Below are 18,129 nucleotides of genomic sequence, written 5' to 3' on the forward strand. Positions count from 1 at the left end.
GGTAAAATAGATGAATGGAGGTACCCCATGTTTCGTAAGAATAAATTATTTTTTTGGACCAGTGAGATTTTATTATTAACCATCATCTTTTATTTATGGAGACAGATGGGTGGGATTATAACGCCTTTTGTAAGTGTCGCAAACACCATAATGATTCCCTTTCTTCTAGGTAGTTTTTTATATTATTTGACCAATCCCTTTGTTAGTTTTTTACAAAAGTATTTCAAAATTAATCGTATCATTGGTATTCTACTAACTTTGTGTGCCTTGGTTTGGGGGCTAGTTATTGGGGTAGTCTATCTCTTACCGATTTTGGTCAATCAGTTGACCAGCTTGATTGCGACTAGCCAGACTATCTACAGCCGTTTACAAGATTTGATTTTGGATTTATCTACTTATCCAGCTTTTCAAAATTTGGATATCCAAGCGACTATTCAACAGTTAAATCTTTCTTATGTAGATATTTTACAAAATATACTAAATAGTGTGACCAATAGTGTCGGAAGTATCCTATCAGCTCTCTTTAGTACTGTTTTAATTATTATCATGACACCTGTATTTTTGGTTTATTTTTTGTTAGATGGTCACAAATTTTTACCGATGCTTGAACGTACTGTTTTAAAGAGAGATAAGTTGCATATTGTAGGCCTCTTAAAAAATTTGAATGCGACAATTGCTCGATATATTAGTGGAGTCGCCATTGATGCGATTATTATTGGTTGTTTGGCCTTTATCGGATATAGCGTGATCGGTTTAAAATACGCTTTGGTCTTCGCCATCTTTTCAGGATTAGCCAATCTCATTCCGTATGTGGGACCAAGTATTGGTTTGATTCCAATGATTATCGCAAATGTCTTTACTGATCCTCATAGAATGCTGATTGCAGTTATTTACATGTTGATCATTCAACAAGTGGATGGGAACATCCTTTACCCTCGAATCGTTGGCGGAGTGATGAAGGTTCATCCAATTACGATTTTAGTATTACTTTTATTATCAAGTAACATCTATGGCGTCATTGGTATGATTGTCGCAGTACCAACTTATTCTATCTTAAAAGAAATTTCTAAGTTTTTATCACGTTTGTATGAAAATCATAAAATAATGAAAGAACGAGAAAGAGAATTAGCTAAGTAAAAGTCAGGAATTCCTGATTTTTCTTTTTGTTTAGCTAAGTGATAGGAGTAGAAGTGTCGTTTAGATTAGCAGATTAAGAATAATTCACAAAAACTTTGTAAAACACTTGCAATTTAGCTGAAATTTGATAAAATAGTAAGGAAAGTTAGACTGTATTGCCTACTGTCTATCTATAAAATATATTTTATTGGAGGCTTTTACTCAAATGGCAAAAGAAAAATACGATCGTAGTAAACCGCACGTTAACATTGGTACTATCGGACACGTTGACCACGGTAAAACTACCCTAACTGCAGCTATCACAACTGTTTTGGCACGTCGCTTGCCTTCATCAGTTAACCAACCTAAAGACTATGCGTCTATCGATGCTGCTCCAGAAGAACGCGAACGCGGTATCACAATCAACACTGCGCACGTTGAGTACGAAACTGAAAAACGTCACTACGCTCACATCGACGCTCCAGGACACGCGGACTACGTTAAAAACATGATCACTGGTGCTGCTCAAATGGACGGAGCTATCCTTGTAGTAGCTTCAACTGACGGACCAATGCCACAAACTCGTGAGCATATCCTTCTTTCACGTCAGGTTGGTGTTAAACACCTTATCGTCTTCATGAACAAAGTTGACTTGGTTGACGACGAAGAATTGCTTGAATTGGTTGAAATGGAAATCCGTGACCTCTTGTCAGAATACGACTTCCCAGGTGACGATCTTCCAGTTATCCAAGGTTCAGCTCTTAAAGCTCTTGAAGGTGACTCTAAATACGAAGATATCGTTATGGAATTGATGAACACAGTTGATGAGTACATCCCAGAACCAGAACGTGACACTGACAAACCATTGCTTCTTCCAGTCGAAGACGTATTCTCAATCACTGGACGTGGTACAGTTGCTTCAGGACGTATCGACCGTGGTGTTGTTAAAGTCAACGACGAAATCGAAATCGTTGGTCTTAAAGAAGAAACTCATAAAGCAGTTGTAACTGGTGTTGAAATGTTCCGTAAACAACTTGACGAAGGTCTTGCAGGAGATAACGTAGGTGTCCTTCTTCGTGGTGTTCAACGTGATGAAATCGAACGTGGACAAGTTATCGCTAAACCAGGTTCAATCAACCCACACACTAAATTCAAAGGTGAAGTTTATATCCTTACTAAAGAAGAAGGTGGACGTCACACTCCATTCTTCAACAACTACCGTCCACAATTCTACTTCCGTACTACTGACGTTACAGGTTCAATCGAACTTCCAGCAGGTACTGAAATGGTAATGCCTGGTGATAACGTGACAATCGACGTTGAGTTGATCCACCCAATCGCCGTAGAACAAGGTACTACATTCTCTATCCGTGAGGGTGGACGTACTGTTGGTTCAGGTATGGTTACAGAAATCGAAGCTTAATTCGATTTAGTTCCCAGAAGAACAATTATTTAAGTCAGACACTAAAAGAATCTTGCTTTGCAAGGTTCTTTTTTCTGGTATTGAACTAAAATTGAAGAATTGCTTACAAAAAAGCTCCATACACTTGGTGTGTATAGAGCAAATGGGGCTTCATTTGATATATAGTTCTTGGTTTTTCAAGACAATTTCATGTAAGCTTGCAAATTTTTTGAGTTTTTTGATTTCTTCTGGATGAGTGACGAGAGTGATAACATAACCTTCCTTGCCCATACGGCCAGTACGGCCAGCACGGTGGGTGTAGGTCTCGATATCTCTAGGGACATCAAAGTTTACAACACATTCGAGGCTATCGATATCAATTCCACGAGCCAGAAGGTCAGTTGCAAGAAGTAGGGTTAGTTGCTTGTCTTTAAACTTTTCTAAGATGACTTTTCTAAATTTAACATTGACATCACTCGCTAGAGAAACAGCCAAGATATCACGATATTGTAGTTTTTCTTCTGCACTTCCTAGATCTGACAGGCTGTTAAAAAAGACTAGTCCGCGGAAATCCTCTACATGAGCCAGTTTTCGTAGCATATCCACTCGGTGACGTTGATATACCTGCATATAGAAATGTTGAATGTTGTCCAATTTTTGGTCAGAGAGGTCAATGGTACGTGTATTAGGCGCAATCTTTTCTTGGTCAAACTTGGTTGTCGCACTCATGTAGATGAGTTGGTGGTCACGAGGTGCGTAGTGGGTGATTTTCTCGACAAAGTGAATCTGAGAATCATCTAGCAATTGATCAAATTCATCCAGGATAATGGTTTCTACATTCATCATCTTGATTTTTTTCAATTTAATCAACTCAAAGATACGACCAGGGGTTCCAATCAGAATTTCTGGTCCTTTTTTGAGGCGTTCAATTTGACGTTTCTGACTTGAACCCGATAGGAAGAGTTGGGCTGTCAAACCGATGGCTTCTGCCCACGTTTTACATACATCAAAAATCTGTCCAGCAAGTTCCGTGTTTGGTGCTAGAATCAAGAGTTGTTGCGCTTTTTTCTTTTGTAGTCGGAGAAGACTTGGTAGGAGGTAAGCTAGGGTCTTACCAGTTCCTGTTGGGCTCACTCCTAGAAGATTTTCTCCTGCAAGAAGGGGATCAAATAGTTGAGTTTGAATGGGGGTAAATTCTTGGAAACCGAGTTGGTCGCTCAGTTCTTGCCATTCAGTCGGTAGTTTAGTTTTCATTTTCTGCCTCAAATCTAATGCCAGCAGTCTGGCGCATGGTATATAGTAGCTCATGAACAGAGCCTGCATCGTCCAGCCAAGTCTGGTAGAGTGTCTGGTCTGGTTGCTGGATCATCTGTGCAAATGCAGCGACTTCCTCAGTCATCGTATGAGGAGCCTGTTGGATAGGGAGTTGGATTTGATTGCCTTGATGGTCGGTAAAAATAGCTGAGCTGACATGTTCGATGGTGTTGAGGGTCAAGGTACCATCTGTTGTATAAATCTCGCAAGGGAGATTGGAAGTGATGTTTTTTCCAGCCTTGATATGAACTTGATAGTCTGGGTAGAAGAGGATTCCGTCACCATTTAGGTCAATACTATTGTCAAGCTGTTGAGCCTGATAGGTTGCATCCTTAGCTTTTCCAAAGAGACGAACGGCAGCGTAGAGGGGATAAATCCCCAAATCCATAAGGGCTCCTCCAGCAAAATGGTTTGAAAAGACGTTAGGTGTCTGTCCAGCCAATAAGTTCGGCATCTTGGAAGAATACTTGGCATAGTTGAAATCTGCCCCTAACACTTGCTTGTCTGCTAAGAAATTTTTGATAGTTGTGAAAGCTTCCTCGTGATAATTACGAGCTGCTTCGAAGATAAAACAGTGATTTTTCTCAGCTGTTTGAATCAAATCCAGCCATTCTTGTGGCTGCGTGACAGCTGGCTTTTCAAGAATAACGTGTTTAGCAGTAGACAAGGCAGCTTTTGCCTGAGCAAAATGCAAGGAGTTTGGACTAGCAATATAGACTACATCAAAAGAGCTCTTGAAGAAGTCCTCTAATTGATCAAAGAGTTGGATATCCTGATAGTGAGAAGCAAAGGTTGCTGCAGTTTCTAGTTTTCTAGAATAGACTGCGACCAACTGGTATTCTTCACTGGTATGGGCTGCTTCTATGAAGTGATGGCTGATAGCCCCTGTTCCGATGACACCTAATTTAAGCATAGTTACTCCTTTTCCGATTTCAAATCCTTCTTTCATTATAACATAGATAGACGGGACTATCCAACAGAGGGTAAAAAATTTCAAATAAGCTACTAGGTCTTTTCCAAAGAAAGTGGTACAATAATGAGATGAGTAAATGAATGGGAGGGAAAATGAGGTTATTACCTATAAGAAAAATATCACGTCAGTCTAAGAGGCTAGCGCTTTTTTTGACTTTTTGTGCAGGATATGTAGACGCCTATACTTTTATTGTGCGAGGGAATACTCTTGTAGCTGGACAAACTGGGAATGTCGTCTTTCTTTCAGTAGAATTAATCCAGAATAATGTTTCAGATGTTAGGGACAAGGTTCTCACCTTGCTAGCTTTTATGATGGGGATCTTTTTATTAACTGTTTATAAGGAAAAATTGAGAATTGTGAAAAAACCGATTCTGTCACTGATTCCTTTGGCAATCTTATCAATAGTTATTGGTTTTGTGCCTCAGACTGTGGATAATATCTATCTAGTACCACCCTTGGCCTTCTGTATGGGACTGGTGACAACTGCTTTTGGAGAAGTGTCCGGTATTGCTTATAATAATGCCTTTATGACAGGAAATATCAAGCGGACCATGCTGGCTTTTGGAGATTATTTCCGAACCAAGCACACTCCTTTTTTGCGTGAAGGGTTCATATTTGTTAGCCTGCTTAGTAGTTTTGTCCTTGGCGTTGTCTTTTCAGCCTATTTGACGATTTTTTATCAGGAAAAGACCATTCTTGGTGTTCCTATTATGATGAGTATTTTTTATCTCAGTATGCTTTTTGCCTCGTGGCAGAAAAAAGTAAAAGAAAAAGCTTCATTTTAGGTGTTATTACTTGTAAGAAAATAGGAGATATGCTATACTTGAAGAGTTGACTATGCACGATCCTGTGCAACCGCACGAACATCGTTGCTCGTCGTATAACAAATTTAAACTTCGTCATTGTCGCCTTGCCTAACATAAGTTATGTCTTCGGCTCAATTCCTAGTTTATTCTTTGTTATACTTAGAGCTCTTCCTTTAAGTGGTTCGTCCCACGATGCTAGGCGAGTCTTCACAAAAAATTCGGGGAAACCCATAAAAATCATAGGAGGTGCATAATGAGCACATACGCAATTATCAAAACTGGCGGAAAACAAGTTAAAGTTGAAGTTGGTCAAGCAGTTTACGTTGAAAAATTGAACGTTGAAGCTGGTCAAGAAGTTACTTTTAACGAAGTTGTTCTTGTTGGTGGTGAAAACACTGTTGTCGGAACTCCACTTGTTGCTGGAGCTACTGTAGTTGGAACTGTTGAAAAACAAGGAAAACAAAAGAAAGTTGTTACTTACAAGTACAAACCTAAAAAAGGTAGCCACCGTAAACAAGGTCACCGTCAACCATATACAAAAGTTGTCATCAACGCAATCAACGCTTAATTTTAAGGAGAACACATGATACAAGCAGTCTTTGAGAGAGCCGAAGATGGCGAGCTGAGGAGTGCGGAAATTACTGGACACGCCGAGAGTGGCGAATACGGCTTAGATGTCGTGTGTGCATCGGTTTCTACGCTTGCCATTAACTTTATCAATTCTATTGAAAAATTTGCAGGCTATGAACCAATCCTAGAATTAAACGAAGATGAAGGTGGCTATCTGATGGTTGAGATTCCAAAAGATCTTCCTTCACACCAGAGAGAAATGACCCAGTTATTTTTTGAATCATTTTTCTTAGGTATGGCAAACTTATCGGAGAACTCTTCTGAGTTCGTCCAAACCAGAGTTATCACAGAAAACTAACACGGAGGAAAACATTATGTTAAAAATGACTCTTAACAACTTGCAACTTTTCGCCCACAAAAAAGGTGGAGGTTCTACATCAAACGGACGTGATTCACAAGCGAAACGTCTTGGAGCTAAAGCAGCTGACGGACAAACTGTAACAGGTGGCTCAATCCTTTACCGTCAACGTGGTACACACATCTACCCAGGTGTAAACGTTGGACGTGGTGGAGACGATACTTTGTTCGCTAAAGTTGAAGGCGTAGTACGCTTTGAACGTAAAGGACGCGATAAAAAACAAGTTTCTGTTTACCCAATCGCTAAATAAAAAGGTCCAGTGAACCTTTTTATCCCGAGCCTTGAAATGTAAAGGCGAGGAAGCTAGAAGTAGCATAAACTAAGGCTTTCCGAGTTTTCGGAGAGCCTATTTTTTTATTTTGATACCCACGCTGATACCCATATTTTAAAAACCAATGTAAGAAGTGAATTTGTCGGTTACTTTATTTTACAATTAAAAAATAGCATGATGTAAAAATTTTTTAGTAATGAATTTTATAAGGTAATAAGATATTGTAAAAATTGCTAAGCTTTGATATTATAATTGTATCTAAAAGAAGAAGTAAGAAGAATGAAAGGATGTGACCCTGTATGAAAAAGATATTCATCATAATAGTCTGTTCAATCTCTTTTCTTGTTCTATCTGCTTGTGACAATAACAAAAAAATCATTCTTCCTGAATCTGAAAGGATTTCTGTAATTTCCCTGCAGAAAAGTATCTCTGGAGAAATTAAAACAATAAGTAAGAGAGAAGAAATTTCAGAATTGATTAAGGAGATACACAAACAATCAAAATCTACAACTTTAGAGAGTGTAAATGATCAACCGACAAATGTTAAAGATTACATCATTATCAAATTTTATCATCAGAATGAAGAAAATGATAGTGTAGCCTATCTATATACTATGAAAGAAAAACAGTATATTGAACAACCTTATGCTGGTATTTGGGAAGTAAATCCAGATATAGCTAATAGGATTGAAGAGGCTTTTTCTAGTTGATTTATAGGGCAAAAGAAAATATTAGAGGCTTTTCTTGCATCATATTATAAACGGTAAATCAAAAAGATTTGCTGTTTTTATTTGCTTGAAATCATATAAAGACTGAAAAAAGAATGGTTCAAATTCTTGTATTGGGATGTTAGAGTATTTATTGAGACTTGAAAATTTCTAGACTTTTTTCCTTTTTGGAAAACTTCTAAAATATGGTATAATGAAAAGATAAAGAAGTTGGGGGTAGAAGATGAACATTCAACAATTACGCTATGTTGTTGCCATTGCCAATAGTGGTACTTTCCGTGAAGCTGCTGAAAAGATGTATGTTAGTCAGCCGAGTCTGTCTATTTCTGTTCGTGATTTGGAAAAAGAGTTGGGTTTTAAGATTTTCCGTCGGACCAGCTCAGGGACTTTCTTGACCCGTCGTGGGATGGAATTTTATGAAAAAGCGCAAGAATTGGTCAAGGGATTTGATATTTTTCAAAATCAGTATGCCAATCCTGAGGAAGAAAAAGATGAATTTTCCATTGCTAGCCAGCACTATGACTTCTTGCCACCAACCATTACAGCTTTTTCAGAGCGTTATCCTGACTATAAGAACTTTCGTATTTTTGAATCAACTACTGTTCAAATCTTAGATGAAGTAGCACAAGGTCACAGTGAGATTGGGATTATCTACCTTAACAATCAAAATAAAAAGGGTATTATGCAGCGGGTTGAAAAGCTGGGTCTTGAGGTCATTGAATTGATTCCTTTCCATACTCACATTTATCTCCGTGAAGGGCATCCTTTGGCTCAGAAAGATGAATTGGTCATGGAGGATTTAGCGGATCTACCAACGGTTCGTTTCACTCAAGAGAAAGACGAGTACCTTTATTATTCGGAGAACTTTGTTGATACCAGCGCTAGCTCGCAGATGTTCAATGTGACAGACCGTGCTACTTTGAATGGTATTTTGGAGCGGGCGGATGCCTATGCGACAGGTTCTGGATTTTTAGATAGTGATAGTGTTAATGGCATCACAGTTATTCGTCTCAAGGATAACCTAGATAATCGCATGGTCTATGTTAAACGTGAGGAAGTGGAGCTTAGTCAGGCTGGAACTCTTTTCGTAGAAGTCATGCAAGAATATTTTGATCAGAAGAGGAAATCATGAAAAAAAGAGGAATAGTGGCAGTCATTGTACTGCTTTTGATTGCGCTGGATCAGTTAGTCAAATCCTATATCGTCTGGCAGATTCCACTGGGTGAAGTTCGTTCGTGGATTCCCAATCTCGTTAGCTTAACCTACCTGCAAAATCGAGGGGCAGCCTTTTCCATCTTACAAGACCAGCAGTGGTTATTTGCTATCATTACATTGGTCGTTATGATAGGTGCCATTTGGTATCTACATAAACACATGGAGGACTCACTCTGGATGCTCTTGGGCTTGATATTGATAATCGCAGGTGGTCTTGGAAACTTTATTGACAGGATCAGTCAGGGCTTTGTTGTGGATATGTTCCACCTTGACTTTATCAATTTTGCAATTTTCAATGTGGCAGATAGCTATCTGACTGTTGGAGTGATTATTTTATTGATTGCAATGCTAAAAGAGGAAATAAATGGAAATTAAAATTGAAACTGGTGGCCTGCGTTTGGATAAGGCTTTGTCGGATTTGACAGAATTATCACGTAGTCTCGCGAATGAACAAATCAAATCAGGCCAGGTCTTGGTCAATGGCCAAGTCAAGAAAGCTAAATACACTGTCCAAGAGGGCGATATCGTCACTTATCATGTGCCAGAACCAGAGGTTTTAGAGTATGTGGCTGAGGATCTTCCGCTAGAAATCATCTACCAAGATGAGGATGTGGCCGTCGTTAACAAACCTCAGGGCATGGTTGTGCATCCGAGTGCTGGTCATACTAGTGGAACCCTAGTAAATGCTCTCATGTATCATATTAAGGACTTGTCGGGTATCAATGGGGTTCTGCGTCCAGGAATTGTTCATCGTATTGACAAGGATACGTCAGGCCTTCTCATGATTGCTAAAAACGATGAGGCGCATCTAGCACTTGCTCAAGAACTCAAGGATAAAAAGTCTCTCCGCAAATATTGGGCGATTGTTCATGGAAATCTGCCCAATGATCGTGGTGTGATTGAAGCACCGATTGGTCGTAGTGAAAAAGATCGTAAGAAACAGGCTGTAACTGCTAAAGGGAAACCTGCAGTGACCCGTTTCCATGTCGTGGAACGCTTTGGTGATTACAGCTTAGTGGAGTTACAACTGGAGACAGGGCGTACCCATCAAATCCGTGTTCACATGGCTTATATTGGTCATCCAGTCGCTGGTGATGAAGTCTATGGACCACGCAAGACTCTGAAAGGGCATGGGCAATTTCTTCATGCCAAGACTTTAGGTTTTACTCATCCGAGAACAGGTGAGACCTTAGAATTTACAGCAGATATCCCAGAGATTTTTAAGGAAACATTGGAGAGATTGAGAAAGTAAGAATGAAAAAGAAATTAACTAGTTTAGCACTTGCAGGCGCTTTTTTAGCTTTGTCATGGTATGGAAATGTTCAAGCTCAAGAAAGTTCAGGAAATAAAATTCACTTTATCAATGTTCAAGAAGGTGGCAGTGATGCGATTATTCTTGAAAGCAATGGGCATTTTGCCATGGTGGATACAGGAGAAGATTATGATTTTCCTGATGGAAGTGATTCTCGTTATCCATGGAGAGAAGGAATTGAAACATCTTATAAGCATGTTCTAACAGACCGTGTCTTTCGTCGTTTGAAGGAATTGGGTGTTCAAAAACTTGATTTTATTTTGGTAACCCATACCCACAGTGACCATATTGGAAATGTTGATGAATTACTGTCTACCTATCCAGTTGACCGAGTCTATCTTAAAAAATATAGTGATAATCGTATTACTAATTCTGAACGTTTATGGGATAATCTGTACGGTTATGATAAGGTTTTACAGACTGCTGCAGAAAAAGGTGTTTCAGTTATTCAAAACATCTCACAAGGAGATGCTCATTTTCAGTTTGGAGACATGGATATTCAACTCTATAACTACGAGAATGAAACCGATTCGTCAGGTGAATTACAGAAAATTTGGGATGACAATTCCAATTCCTTGATTAGTGTAGTGAAAGTCAATGGCAAGAAAATTTACCTTGGGGGCGACTTAGATAATGTTCATGGAGCAGAAGACAAGTATGGTCCTCTCATTGGAAAAGTTGATTTGATGAAGTTTAACCATCACCATGATACCAACAAATCAAACACAAAGAATTTTATTAAAAATTTGAGTCCGAGTTTGATTGTTCAAACTTCGGATAGTCTACCTTGGAAAAATGGTGTTGATAGTGAGTATGTCAATTGGCTTAAAGAACTTGGAATTGAGAGAATTAACGCAGCCAGCAAAGACTATGATGCGACAGTTTTTGATATTCGACAAGACGGATTTGTCAATATTTCAACCTCCTACAAGCATATTCCAAGTTTTCAAGCTGGTTGGCATAAGAGTGCATATGGGAATTGGTGGTATCAAGCACCTGATTCTACAGGAGAGTATGCAGTTGGTTGGAATGAAATCAAGGGTGAATGGTATTACTTTAACCAAACGGGTATCTTGTTACAGAATCAATGGAAAAAGTGGAACAATCGTTGGTTTTATTTGACAGACTCTGGTGCTGCTGCAAAAAATTGGAAGAAAATCGATGGAAGCTGGTATTATTTCAACAAAGAAAGCCAGATGGAAATTGGTTGGATAAATACTGGAGGTCAGAATTATTATTTATCCAAGGATGGTTCGCTGCAAACAGGTTGGCTTCAATATAAGGGGCAATGGTATTACTTTGCTCAATCAGGGGAAATGAAAACGGGCTGGGTAAAAGATAAAGAAATCTGGTACTATATGGATTCTGCTGGTATCATGAAGACAGGCGAGATAGAAGTTGCAGGTCAACATTATTATCTAGAAGAATCAGGAGCTATGAAGCAAGGCTGGCTTAAAAAGGCAAATGATTGGTATTTCTACAAGGAAGATGGTTCACGAGCCGCGGGTTGGATCAAGGACAAGGATAAATGGTACTTCTTGAAAGAAAATGGTCAATTACTTGTGAATGGTAAGACACCAGAAGGTTATACTGTTGATTCAAGTGGTGTCTGGTTAGTGGATATTCCAGTAGAAAAATCTGCTACAATTAAAACTACAAGTCATTCAGAGACAAAAGAATCCAGTGAAGTAGTGAAAAAAGATCTTGAAAATAAAGTAACGACTCAGAACGAAAGTGTTACAAGTTCTTCGACTAGTCAGGATTTGACTTCTTCAACTTCACAAAGCTCTGAAACGATTGTAAACAGATCTGAATTAGAACAGTAGTAAAAAAGAAGGTTTTAGGCCTTCTTTTTCCTATCAACTCTTTTCTATTTTTTGTCATTCATGTTATAATGGATAAATATGAAGAATCGGAGTGAGACTATGAAATACAAACGGATTGTCTTTAAGGTAGGAACTTCTTCTCTGACGAATGAGGATGGAAGTTTATCACGTAGTAAGGTAAAGGCTATTACCCAGCAGTTGGCGATGTTGCACGAGGCGGGTCATGAATTGATTTTGGTGTCGTCAGGTGCCATTGCTGCAGGTTTTGGAGCCTTAGGATTTAAGAAACGTCCGACTAAGATTGCTGATAAACAGGCTTCAGCAGCGGTAGGACAAGGGCTTTTGTTGGAAGAATACACAACCAATCTTCTCTTGCGTCAAATCGTTTCTGCACAAATTTTGCTGACCCAGGACGACTTTGTGGATAAGCGTCGTTATAAAAATGCCCATCAGGCTTTGTCAGTTCTACTTAGCCGTGGGGCGATTCCTATCATCAATGAGAATGATAGTGTTGTTATTGATGAGCTCAAGGTTGGGGACAATGACACTTTAAGTGCCCAGGTAGCGGCCATGGTACAAGCAGACCTTTTGGTTCTCTTGACAGATGTGGACGGTCTTTATACTGGAAATCCTAATTCAGACCCAAGAGCCAAACGCTTGGAGAAAATCGAGACCATTAATCGTGAGATTATCGATATGGCTGGCGGAGCAGGTTCTTCAAACGGAACTGGGGGCATGTTAACCAAAATTAAGGCTGCGACTATCGCAACAGAATCAGGAGTTCCAGTTTATATCTGCTTATCCTTGAAGGAAGATGCCATGATTGAAGCAGCTGAGGAGACCAAGGATGGTTCCTACTTTGTTGCGCAAAAGAAGGGACTTCGTACCCAGAAACAATGGCTAGCTTTTTATGCCAAAAGTCAGGGTTCTATTTGGGTTGATAGAGGGGCTGCAGAAGCTCTCTCTCAACATGGCAAGAGTCTTCTCTTATCTGGTATTGTTGAAGCAGAAGGAGCCTTTTCTTACGGTGATATCGTGACAGTATTTGACAAGGAAAGTGGAAAATCACTTGGAAAAGGACGCGTGCAATTTGGAGCATCTGCTTTGGAGGATATGTTGCGTTCTCAAAAAGCTAAGGGTGTCTTGATTCACCGTGATGACTGGATTTCCATTACGCCTGAAATCCAACTACTCTTTACAGAATTTTAGAGGTAAACTATGGTAAGTACACAAGAACAATTTGAACAGGTACAGGCTGTTAAAAAATCGATCAACACAGCTAGTGAAGAGGTGAAAAACCAAGCCTTGCTAGCCATGGCTGATCACTTAATAGCAGCTACTGAGGAAATTTTAGCGGCCAATGCCCTCGATATGGAAACGGCCAAGGGTAAAATCTCAGATGTGATGCTGGATCGTCTTTATTTGGATGCAGGACGTATAGAAGCAATGGCAACTGGTATTCGTGAAGTGGTTGCCTTACCAGATCCAATCGGTGAAGTTATAGAAACCAGTCAGCTTGAAAACGGTTTGGTTATCACCAAGAAACGGGTGGCTATGGGTGTTATCGGCATTATCTATGAAAGCCGTCCAAATGTGACGTCTGATGCGGTTGCTTTGGCTCTCAAGAGTGGGAATGCGGTCGTTCTTCGTAGTGGGAAGGATGCTTATCAAACAGCTCATGCCATTGTCACAGCCTTGAAGAAGGGCTTGGAGACGACTACCATTCATCCAGATGTGATTCAACTGGTGGAAGATACCAGCCGAGAAAGCAGCTATGCCATGATGAAGGCCAAGGGATATCTAGACCTTCTTATTCCTCGTGGGGGAGCTGGTTTGATCAATGCAGTGGTTGAGAATGCTATCGTACCTGTTATCGAGACAGGAACTGGGATTGTCCATGTCTATGTGGATAAGGATGTGGATGAAGATAAGGCTCTATCGATCATAAACAATGCTAAAACTAGTCGTCCTTCTGTCTGCAATGCTATGGAGGTTTTGTTGGTTCATGAAGCTAAGGCAGCAAGTTTCCTTCCTCGTTTGGAGCAAGTGCTGGTTGCAGATCGTAAAGAAGCTGGACTTGAACCGATTCAATTCCGTTTGGATGAGAAGGCTAGTCAGTTTGTATCTGGCCAAGCAGCTGGGGCTCAAGACTTTGATACCGAGTTTTTAGACTATGTTCTAGCTGTTAAAGTAGTGAGCAGTTTAGAAGAAGCGGTTGCGCATATTGAAGCCCACAGTACCCATCATTCGGATGCCATTGTGACTGAAAATGCTGATGCTGCAGCTTACTTTACAGATCAAGTGGACTCTGCAGCAGTCTATGTCAATGCCTCAACGCGTTTTACAGATGGAGGTCAATTTGGTCTTGGTTGTGAAATGGGGATTTCTACTCAGAAACTGCATGCACGTGGTCCAATGGGCTTAAAAGAATTAACCAGTTACAAGTATGTAGTTGCTGGTGATGGACAGATAAGGGAGTAAAAAATGAAGATTGGATTTATCGGTTTGGGGAATATGGGTGCTAGTTTGGCCAAGGTTGTTTGGCAAGCTAATACGACAGATAAGTTTCTTCTTTCTAATCTAAGTCAAGATAGAGTGGATGATTTTATTGCTAGCTACGGAGGTCAAGTTTCTAGTAATGAGGAAATCTTTGCGGAAGCAGATGTGATTTTTTTAGGAGTGAAACCAGCTCAAGTATCTACTTTACTTGCGGAATCTCAAGATATTCTTGAAAAACGGGAGAGTCTGCTCTTAATTTCCATGGCAGCGGGTATAACGTTGGAAAAACTAGCTAGTCTTGTTCCAAGTCAGCACCGTTTAATTCGCATGATGCCCAACATTCCAGTTTCTATCGGTCAAGGAGTCATTAGTTATGCTTTGTCAGCTAACTGCCAAGTAGATGATAAGGAAGTCTTTTGTAAACTTTTACAACATGCTGGTTTATTGTTTGAAATCAGTGAAGGGTTAATCGATGCTGCAACGGGTCTTGCAGGTTGTGGACCAGCCTTTGTCTATCTTTTCATTGAAGCTTTGGCGGATGCAGGTGTTCAGACAGGATTGCCACGAGAAACTGCTCTACAAATGGCAGCTCAAACAGTTATTGGAGCAGGCAAATTGGTCCTAGATACTCAAGAACATCCAGGAGTATTGAAAGACAAGGTTTGTAGTCCAGGGGGCGCTACTATTGCTGGTGTAGCTAGTTTAGAAGCACATGCCTTTAGAGGAACCGTTATGGAGGCAGTCAAAAAAGCCTACAAACGAACTAAAAAACTAGGTAAATAAGAGGTGGAGAAATCTACCTCTTTTATACTTCCTTAAAATCAGTGTCCAAAAAGATTTTCACAATATCTATTTTTTTGATAAAATAGAAGTAGTAAAAAAGAAATGAGTTAGACATGTCAAAAGGATTTTTAGTCTCTCTTGAGGGACCAGAGGGAGCAGGAAAGACCAGTGTTTTAGAGGCACTGTTGCCAATTTTAGAGGAAAAAGGGGGAGAGGTGCTGACGACCCGTGAACCTGGCGGAGTCTTGATAGGAGAGAAGATTCGGGAAGTGATTTTGGATCCAAGTCATACTCAGATGGATCCTAAAACAGAACTCCTTCTCTATATCGCCAGTCGCAGACAGCACTTGGTGGAAAAAGTTCTCCCTGCCCTTGAAGCTGGTAAGTTGGTCATTATGGATCGTTTTATTGATAGTTCTGTTGCCTATCAGGGATTTGGTCGTGGTTTGGACATTGAAGCCATTGACTGGCTCAATCACTTTGCGACAGATGGCCTCAAACCTGATTTGACACTTTATTTTGACATCGAGGTGGAAGAGGGACTGGCTCGCATTGCTGCTAATAGTAATCGTGAGGTCAATCGTTTGGACTTGGAAGGGTTGGACTTGCATAAAAAAGTTCGTCAAGGCTACCTTTCTCTTCTGGAAAAAGAAGGAAATCGCATTGTCAAGATTGATGCCAGCCTTCCTTTGGACCAAGTTGTGGAAACGACCAAGGCTGTCTTGTTTGACAGAATGGGCTTGGCTAAATGAAACAAGATCAACTAAAGGCTTGGCAGCCAGCCCAGTTTGACCGCTTTGTCCGTATCTTGGAGCAAGACCAGCTCAATCATGCTTACCTCTTTTCAGGTTTCTTTGGAAGCTTGGAAATGGCGCAGTTTTTGGCTAAGAGCCTCTTTTGTACAGATAAAGTAGGTGTTTTACCATGTGAGAAATGCCGAAACTGCAAGCTGATTGAACAGGAAGAGTTTCCCGATGTTACCTTGATTAAGCCAGTCAATCAGGTCATAAAGACAGAACGCATTCGGGAATTAGTGGGTCAGTTTTCTCAAGCAGGGATTGAAAGTCAGCAACAGGTCTTTATTATCGAGCAAGCTGAGAAAATGCATCCCAACGCAGCTAATTCTCTGCTTAAGGTCATCGAAGAACCCCAGAGTGAGGTTTATATTTTCTTCTTGACCAGCGATGAGGAAAAGATGTTACCGACCATCCGTAGTCGGACCCAGATTTTCCACTTTAAAAAGCAGGAAGAAAAACTCATCTTGCTCTTAGAACAAATGGGGTTGGTTAAGAAAAAAGCGACTCTCCTAGCTCAGTTTAGTCAATCGCGAGCTGAAGCAGAAAAGTTGGCTAATCAGGCAAGTTTTTGGACTTTGGTCGATGAAAGTGAACGGCTGCTGACTTGGTTAGTAGCTAAGAAAAAAGAAAGTTATCTGCAGGTTGCTAAATTAGCCAACTTGGCAGATGACAAGGAAAAACAGGATCAGGTTTTACGGATTTTTGAAGTCCTCTGTGGGCAGGACCTCCTGCAAGCAAGAGTAAGAGTGGTTCTACAAGATTTGTTAGAAGCTAGAAAAATGTGGCAAGCCAATGTTAGCTTTCAAAACGCCATGGAATATCTGGTCTTGAAAGAAATGTAAACTCAAAAATGAACGATAAAGAAAGGAAAGGGCTGGTTTATGGACAAAAAAGAATTATTTGACGCGCTGGATGATTTTTCCCAACAGTTATTGGTAACCTTGGCCGATGTGGAAGCCATCAAGAAAAATCTCAAGAGCCTGGTAGAGGAAAATACAGCTCTTCGCTTGGAAAATTCTAAGTTGCGAGAACGCTTGGGTGAGGTGGAGGCAGATGCTCCTGTCAAGGCCAAGCATGTTCGTGAAAGTGTCCGTCGCATTTACCGTGATGGATTTCACGTATGTAATGATTTTTATGGACAACGTCGAGAGCAGGACGAGGAATGTATGTTCTGTGACGAGTTGTTATACAGGGAGTAAGCATGCAGATTCAAAAAAGTTTTAAGGGGCAGTCTCCTTATGGCAAGCTGTATCTAGTGGCAACGCCGATTGGCAATCTAGATGATATGACCTTCCGTGCTATCCAAACCCTGAAAGAAGTGGACTGGATTGCGGCTGAGGACACGCGCAATACTGGCCTTTTGCTCAAGCATTTTGACATTCAGACAAAGCAGATCAGTTTTCATGAGCACAACGCCAAGGAAAAAATTCCTGATTTGATTGGTTTTCTGAAAGCAGGGCAAAGTATTGCTCAGGTCTCTGATGCAGGTCTGCCTAGTATCTCGGACCCTGGTCATGATTTGGTTAAGGCAGCTATTGAGGAAGAAATTGCGGTTGTCACAGTGCCAGGAGCCTCTGCAGGGATTTCGGCCTTGATTGCCAGTGGTTTAGCACCGCAGCCACATATCTTTTACGGTTTTTTACCGAGAAAATCAGGCCAGCAAAAGCAATTTTTCGACTCAAAAAAAGACTATCCTGAAACACAAATTTTCTACGAATCGCCCCATCGTGTGGCGGATACATTGGAAAATATGCTAGAAGTCTACGGTGACCGCTCGGTTGTCTTGGTTAGAGAATTGACCAAAATCTATGAAGAATACCAAAGAGGTACCATTTCTGAATTGCTGGAAAGTATCGCTGCAACGCCACTCAAGGGCGAATGCCTTCTCATTGTTGAAGGTGCCAGCCAAGATGTGGAGGAAAAAGACGAGGAAGACTTGTTCGTAGAAATTCAAACCCGCATCCAGCAAGGTGTGAAGAAAAATCAAGCTATTAAGGAAGTCGCTAAGATTTACCAGTGGAATAAAAGCCAGCTCTATGCTGCTTACCACGATTGGGACGAAAATCAAGAAAATGACTAAACAGGGAAGTTTGCCTTCT

Annotated in this window: 20 protein-coding genes, 1 pseudogene and 1 other annotated feature; of the genes and pseudogenes, 18 read left to right on the top strand and 3 right to left on the bottom strand. The window is 40.4% G+C overall.

Features of this window, described 5'->3' with window-relative positions; all coding sequences use genetic code 11:
- Positions 1 to 27 precede the first annotated feature (27 nt).
- Together SK642_RS04040 and tuf are read left to right on the top strand one after the other, a co-directional pair.
- On the top strand, positions 28 to 1,137 hold the full coding sequence (locus tag SK642_RS04040) for an AI-2E family transporter (RefSeq protein ID WP_033683475.1): 1,110 nt from the start codon (positions 28 to 30) through the stop codon (positions 1,135 to 1,137).
- Positions 1,138 to 1,342: 205 nt separating this feature from the next.
- On the top strand, positions 1,343 to 2,539 hold the full coding sequence (gene tuf / locus SK642_RS04045; protein ID WP_033683476.1) for an elongation factor Tu: 1,197 nt from the start codon (positions 1,343 to 1,345) through the stop codon (positions 2,537 to 2,539).
- A 150-nt stretch (positions 2,540 to 2,689) separates the two neighbouring features.
- On the opposite strand, the gene SK642_RS04050 is transcribed toward tuf, so the two are convergent.
- The gene (locus SK642_RS04050) at positions 2,690 to 3,772 is read right to left on the bottom strand and encodes a DEAD/DEAH box helicase (protein WP_033683477.1); all 1,083 of its coding nucleotides are present in this window, start codon (positions 3,770 to 3,772) and stop codon (positions 2,690 to 2,692) included.
- Positions 3,762 to 4,745, bottom strand: coding sequence for a Gfo/Idh/MocA family protein (locus tag SK642_RS04055; RefSeq protein ID WP_033683478.1), 984 nt, complete (start codon positions 4,743 to 4,745; stop codon positions 3,762 to 3,764). Before SK642_RS04055 ends, SK642_RS04050 begins: the two co-directional genes overlap by 11 nt.
- Before the next feature lie 140 nt (positions 4,746 to 4,885).
- On the opposite strand from SK642_RS04055, the gene SK642_RS04060 reads away from it, so the two are divergent.
- The 5 genes from SK642_RS04060 (at position 4,886) to SK642_RS04080 (ending at position 7,580) form a co-directional block, all read left to right on the top strand.
- Complete coding sequence (locus SK642_RS04060) at positions 4,886 to 5,590, top strand: YoaK family protein (protein ID WP_080708930.1); 705 nt, start codon at positions 4,886 to 4,888, stop codon at positions 5,588 to 5,590.
- A gap of 58 nt (positions 5,591 to 5,648) precedes the next feature.
- Positions 5,649 to 5,828 (top strand) — a sequence feature (ribosomal protein L21 leader region).
- 36 nt (positions 5,829 to 5,864) lie between these two features.
- On the top strand, positions 5,865 to 6,179 hold the full coding sequence (gene rplU, locus SK642_RS04065) for a 50S ribosomal protein L21 (RefSeq protein WP_000109141.1): 315 nt from the start codon (positions 5,865 to 5,867) through the stop codon (positions 6,177 to 6,179).
- 15 nt (positions 6,180 to 6,194) lie between these two features.
- On the top strand, positions 6,195 to 6,539 hold the full coding sequence (locus SK642_RS04070) for a ribosomal-processing cysteine protease Prp (RefSeq protein WP_000613699.1): 345 nt from the start codon (positions 6,195 to 6,197) through the stop codon (positions 6,537 to 6,539).
- A gap of 16 nt (positions 6,540 to 6,555) precedes the next feature.
- A complete protein-coding gene (gene rpmA / locus SK642_RS04075; RefSeq protein ID WP_000916509.1) occupies positions 6,556 to 6,849 on the top strand; it encodes a 50S ribosomal protein L27 in 294 nt (97 codons plus the stop codon).
- 320 nt (positions 6,850 to 7,169) lie between these two features.
- Positions 7,170 to 7,580 carry a DUF5301 domain-containing protein gene (locus SK642_RS04080; protein WP_033683479.1) on the top strand — a complete coding sequence of 137 codons (411 nt, stop codon included), beginning with the start codon at positions 7,170 to 7,172 and terminating at the stop codon, positions 7,578 to 7,580.
- 174 nt (positions 7,581 to 7,754) lie between these two features.
- Here SK642_RS04080 and SK642_RS10730 read toward each other — a convergent pair.
- A pseudogene (locus SK642_RS10730) lies at positions 7,755 to 7,829 on the bottom strand (AraC family transcriptional regulator); the annotation flags it as partial.
- Between SK642_RS10730 and SK642_RS04090 the strand changes: the two are divergent.
- The 11 genes from SK642_RS04090 (at position 7,822) to rsmI (ending at position 18,110) form a co-directional block, all read left to right on the top strand.
- Entirely contained in the window at positions 7,822 to 8,730 is a 909-nt protein-coding gene (locus tag SK642_RS04090; protein WP_033683480.1) for a LysR family transcriptional regulator, read from the top strand. The pseudogene SK642_RS10730 and the gene SK642_RS04090 sit on opposite strands and share 8 nt — an antisense overlap.
- Positions 8,727 to 9,188, top strand: a complete 462-nt coding sequence (gene lspA / locus SK642_RS04095; RefSeq protein ID WP_033683482.1) for a signal peptidase II — start codon at positions 8,727 to 8,729, stop codon at positions 9,186 to 9,188. Before SK642_RS04090 ends, lspA begins: the two co-directional genes overlap by 4 nt.
- Entirely contained in the window at positions 9,178 to 10,065 is an 888-nt protein-coding gene (locus SK642_RS04100) for an RluA family pseudouridine synthase (protein ID WP_033683483.1), read from the top strand. The genes lspA and SK642_RS04100 overlap by 11 nt, the downstream gene beginning before the upstream one ends.
- Positions 10,066 to 10,067: 2 nt before the next feature.
- Entirely contained in the window at positions 10,068 to 11,951 is a 1,884-nt protein-coding gene (gene cbpE / locus SK642_RS04105) for a phosphorylcholine esterase CbpE (protein WP_033683484.1), read from the top strand.
- Positions 11,952 to 12,050: 99 nt separating this feature from the next.
- Positions 12,051 to 13,160, top strand: a complete 1,110-nt coding sequence (gene proB, locus SK642_RS04110) for a glutamate 5-kinase (RefSeq protein WP_033683485.1) — start codon at positions 12,051 to 12,053, stop codon at positions 13,158 to 13,160.
- A gap of 9 nt (positions 13,161 to 13,169) precedes the next feature.
- Complete coding sequence (locus SK642_RS04115; protein ID WP_033683486.1) at positions 13,170 to 14,432, top strand: glutamate-5-semialdehyde dehydrogenase; 1,263 nt, start codon at positions 13,170 to 13,172, stop codon at positions 14,430 to 14,432.
- 3 nt (positions 14,433 to 14,435) lie between these two features.
- Positions 14,436 to 15,233 (top strand): pyrroline-5-carboxylate reductase, encoded by a 798-nt coding sequence (gene proC / locus SK642_RS04120; RefSeq protein WP_033683487.1) that lies wholly within the window; start codon positions 14,436 to 14,438, stop codon positions 15,231 to 15,233.
- Positions 15,234 to 15,346: 113 nt separating this feature from the next.
- Positions 15,347 to 15,985 (top strand): dTMP kinase, encoded by a 639-nt coding sequence (gene tmk / locus SK642_RS04125; protein ID WP_033683488.1) that lies wholly within the window; start codon positions 15,347 to 15,349, stop codon positions 15,983 to 15,985.
- Positions 15,982 to 16,872: a DNA polymerase III subunit delta' gene (locus SK642_RS04130; protein WP_033683489.1), complete on the top strand. Its 891-nt coding sequence runs from the start codon at positions 15,982 to 15,984 to the stop codon at positions 16,870 to 16,872. The genes tmk and SK642_RS04130 overlap by 4 nt, the downstream gene beginning before the upstream one ends.
- 39 nt (positions 16,873 to 16,911) lie before the next feature.
- A complete protein-coding gene (yabA, locus tag SK642_RS04135; RefSeq protein ID WP_000358228.1) occupies positions 16,912 to 17,229 on the top strand; it encodes a DNA replication initiation control protein YabA in 318 nt (105 codons plus the stop codon).
- A gap of 2 nt (positions 17,230 to 17,231) precedes the next feature.
- The gene (rsmI, locus tag SK642_RS04140; RefSeq protein ID WP_033683490.1) at positions 17,232 to 18,110 is read left to right on the top strand and encodes a 16S rRNA (cytidine(1402)-2'-O)-methyltransferase; all 879 of its coding nucleotides are present in this window, start codon (positions 17,232 to 17,234) and stop codon (positions 18,108 to 18,110) included.
- Positions 18,111 to 18,129 lie beyond the last annotated feature (19 nt).

It is taken from the genome of Streptococcus mitis, assembly GCF_000722705.1.
GTDB lineage: Bacteria > Bacillota > Bacilli > Lactobacillales > Streptococcaceae > Streptococcus > Streptococcus mitis_P.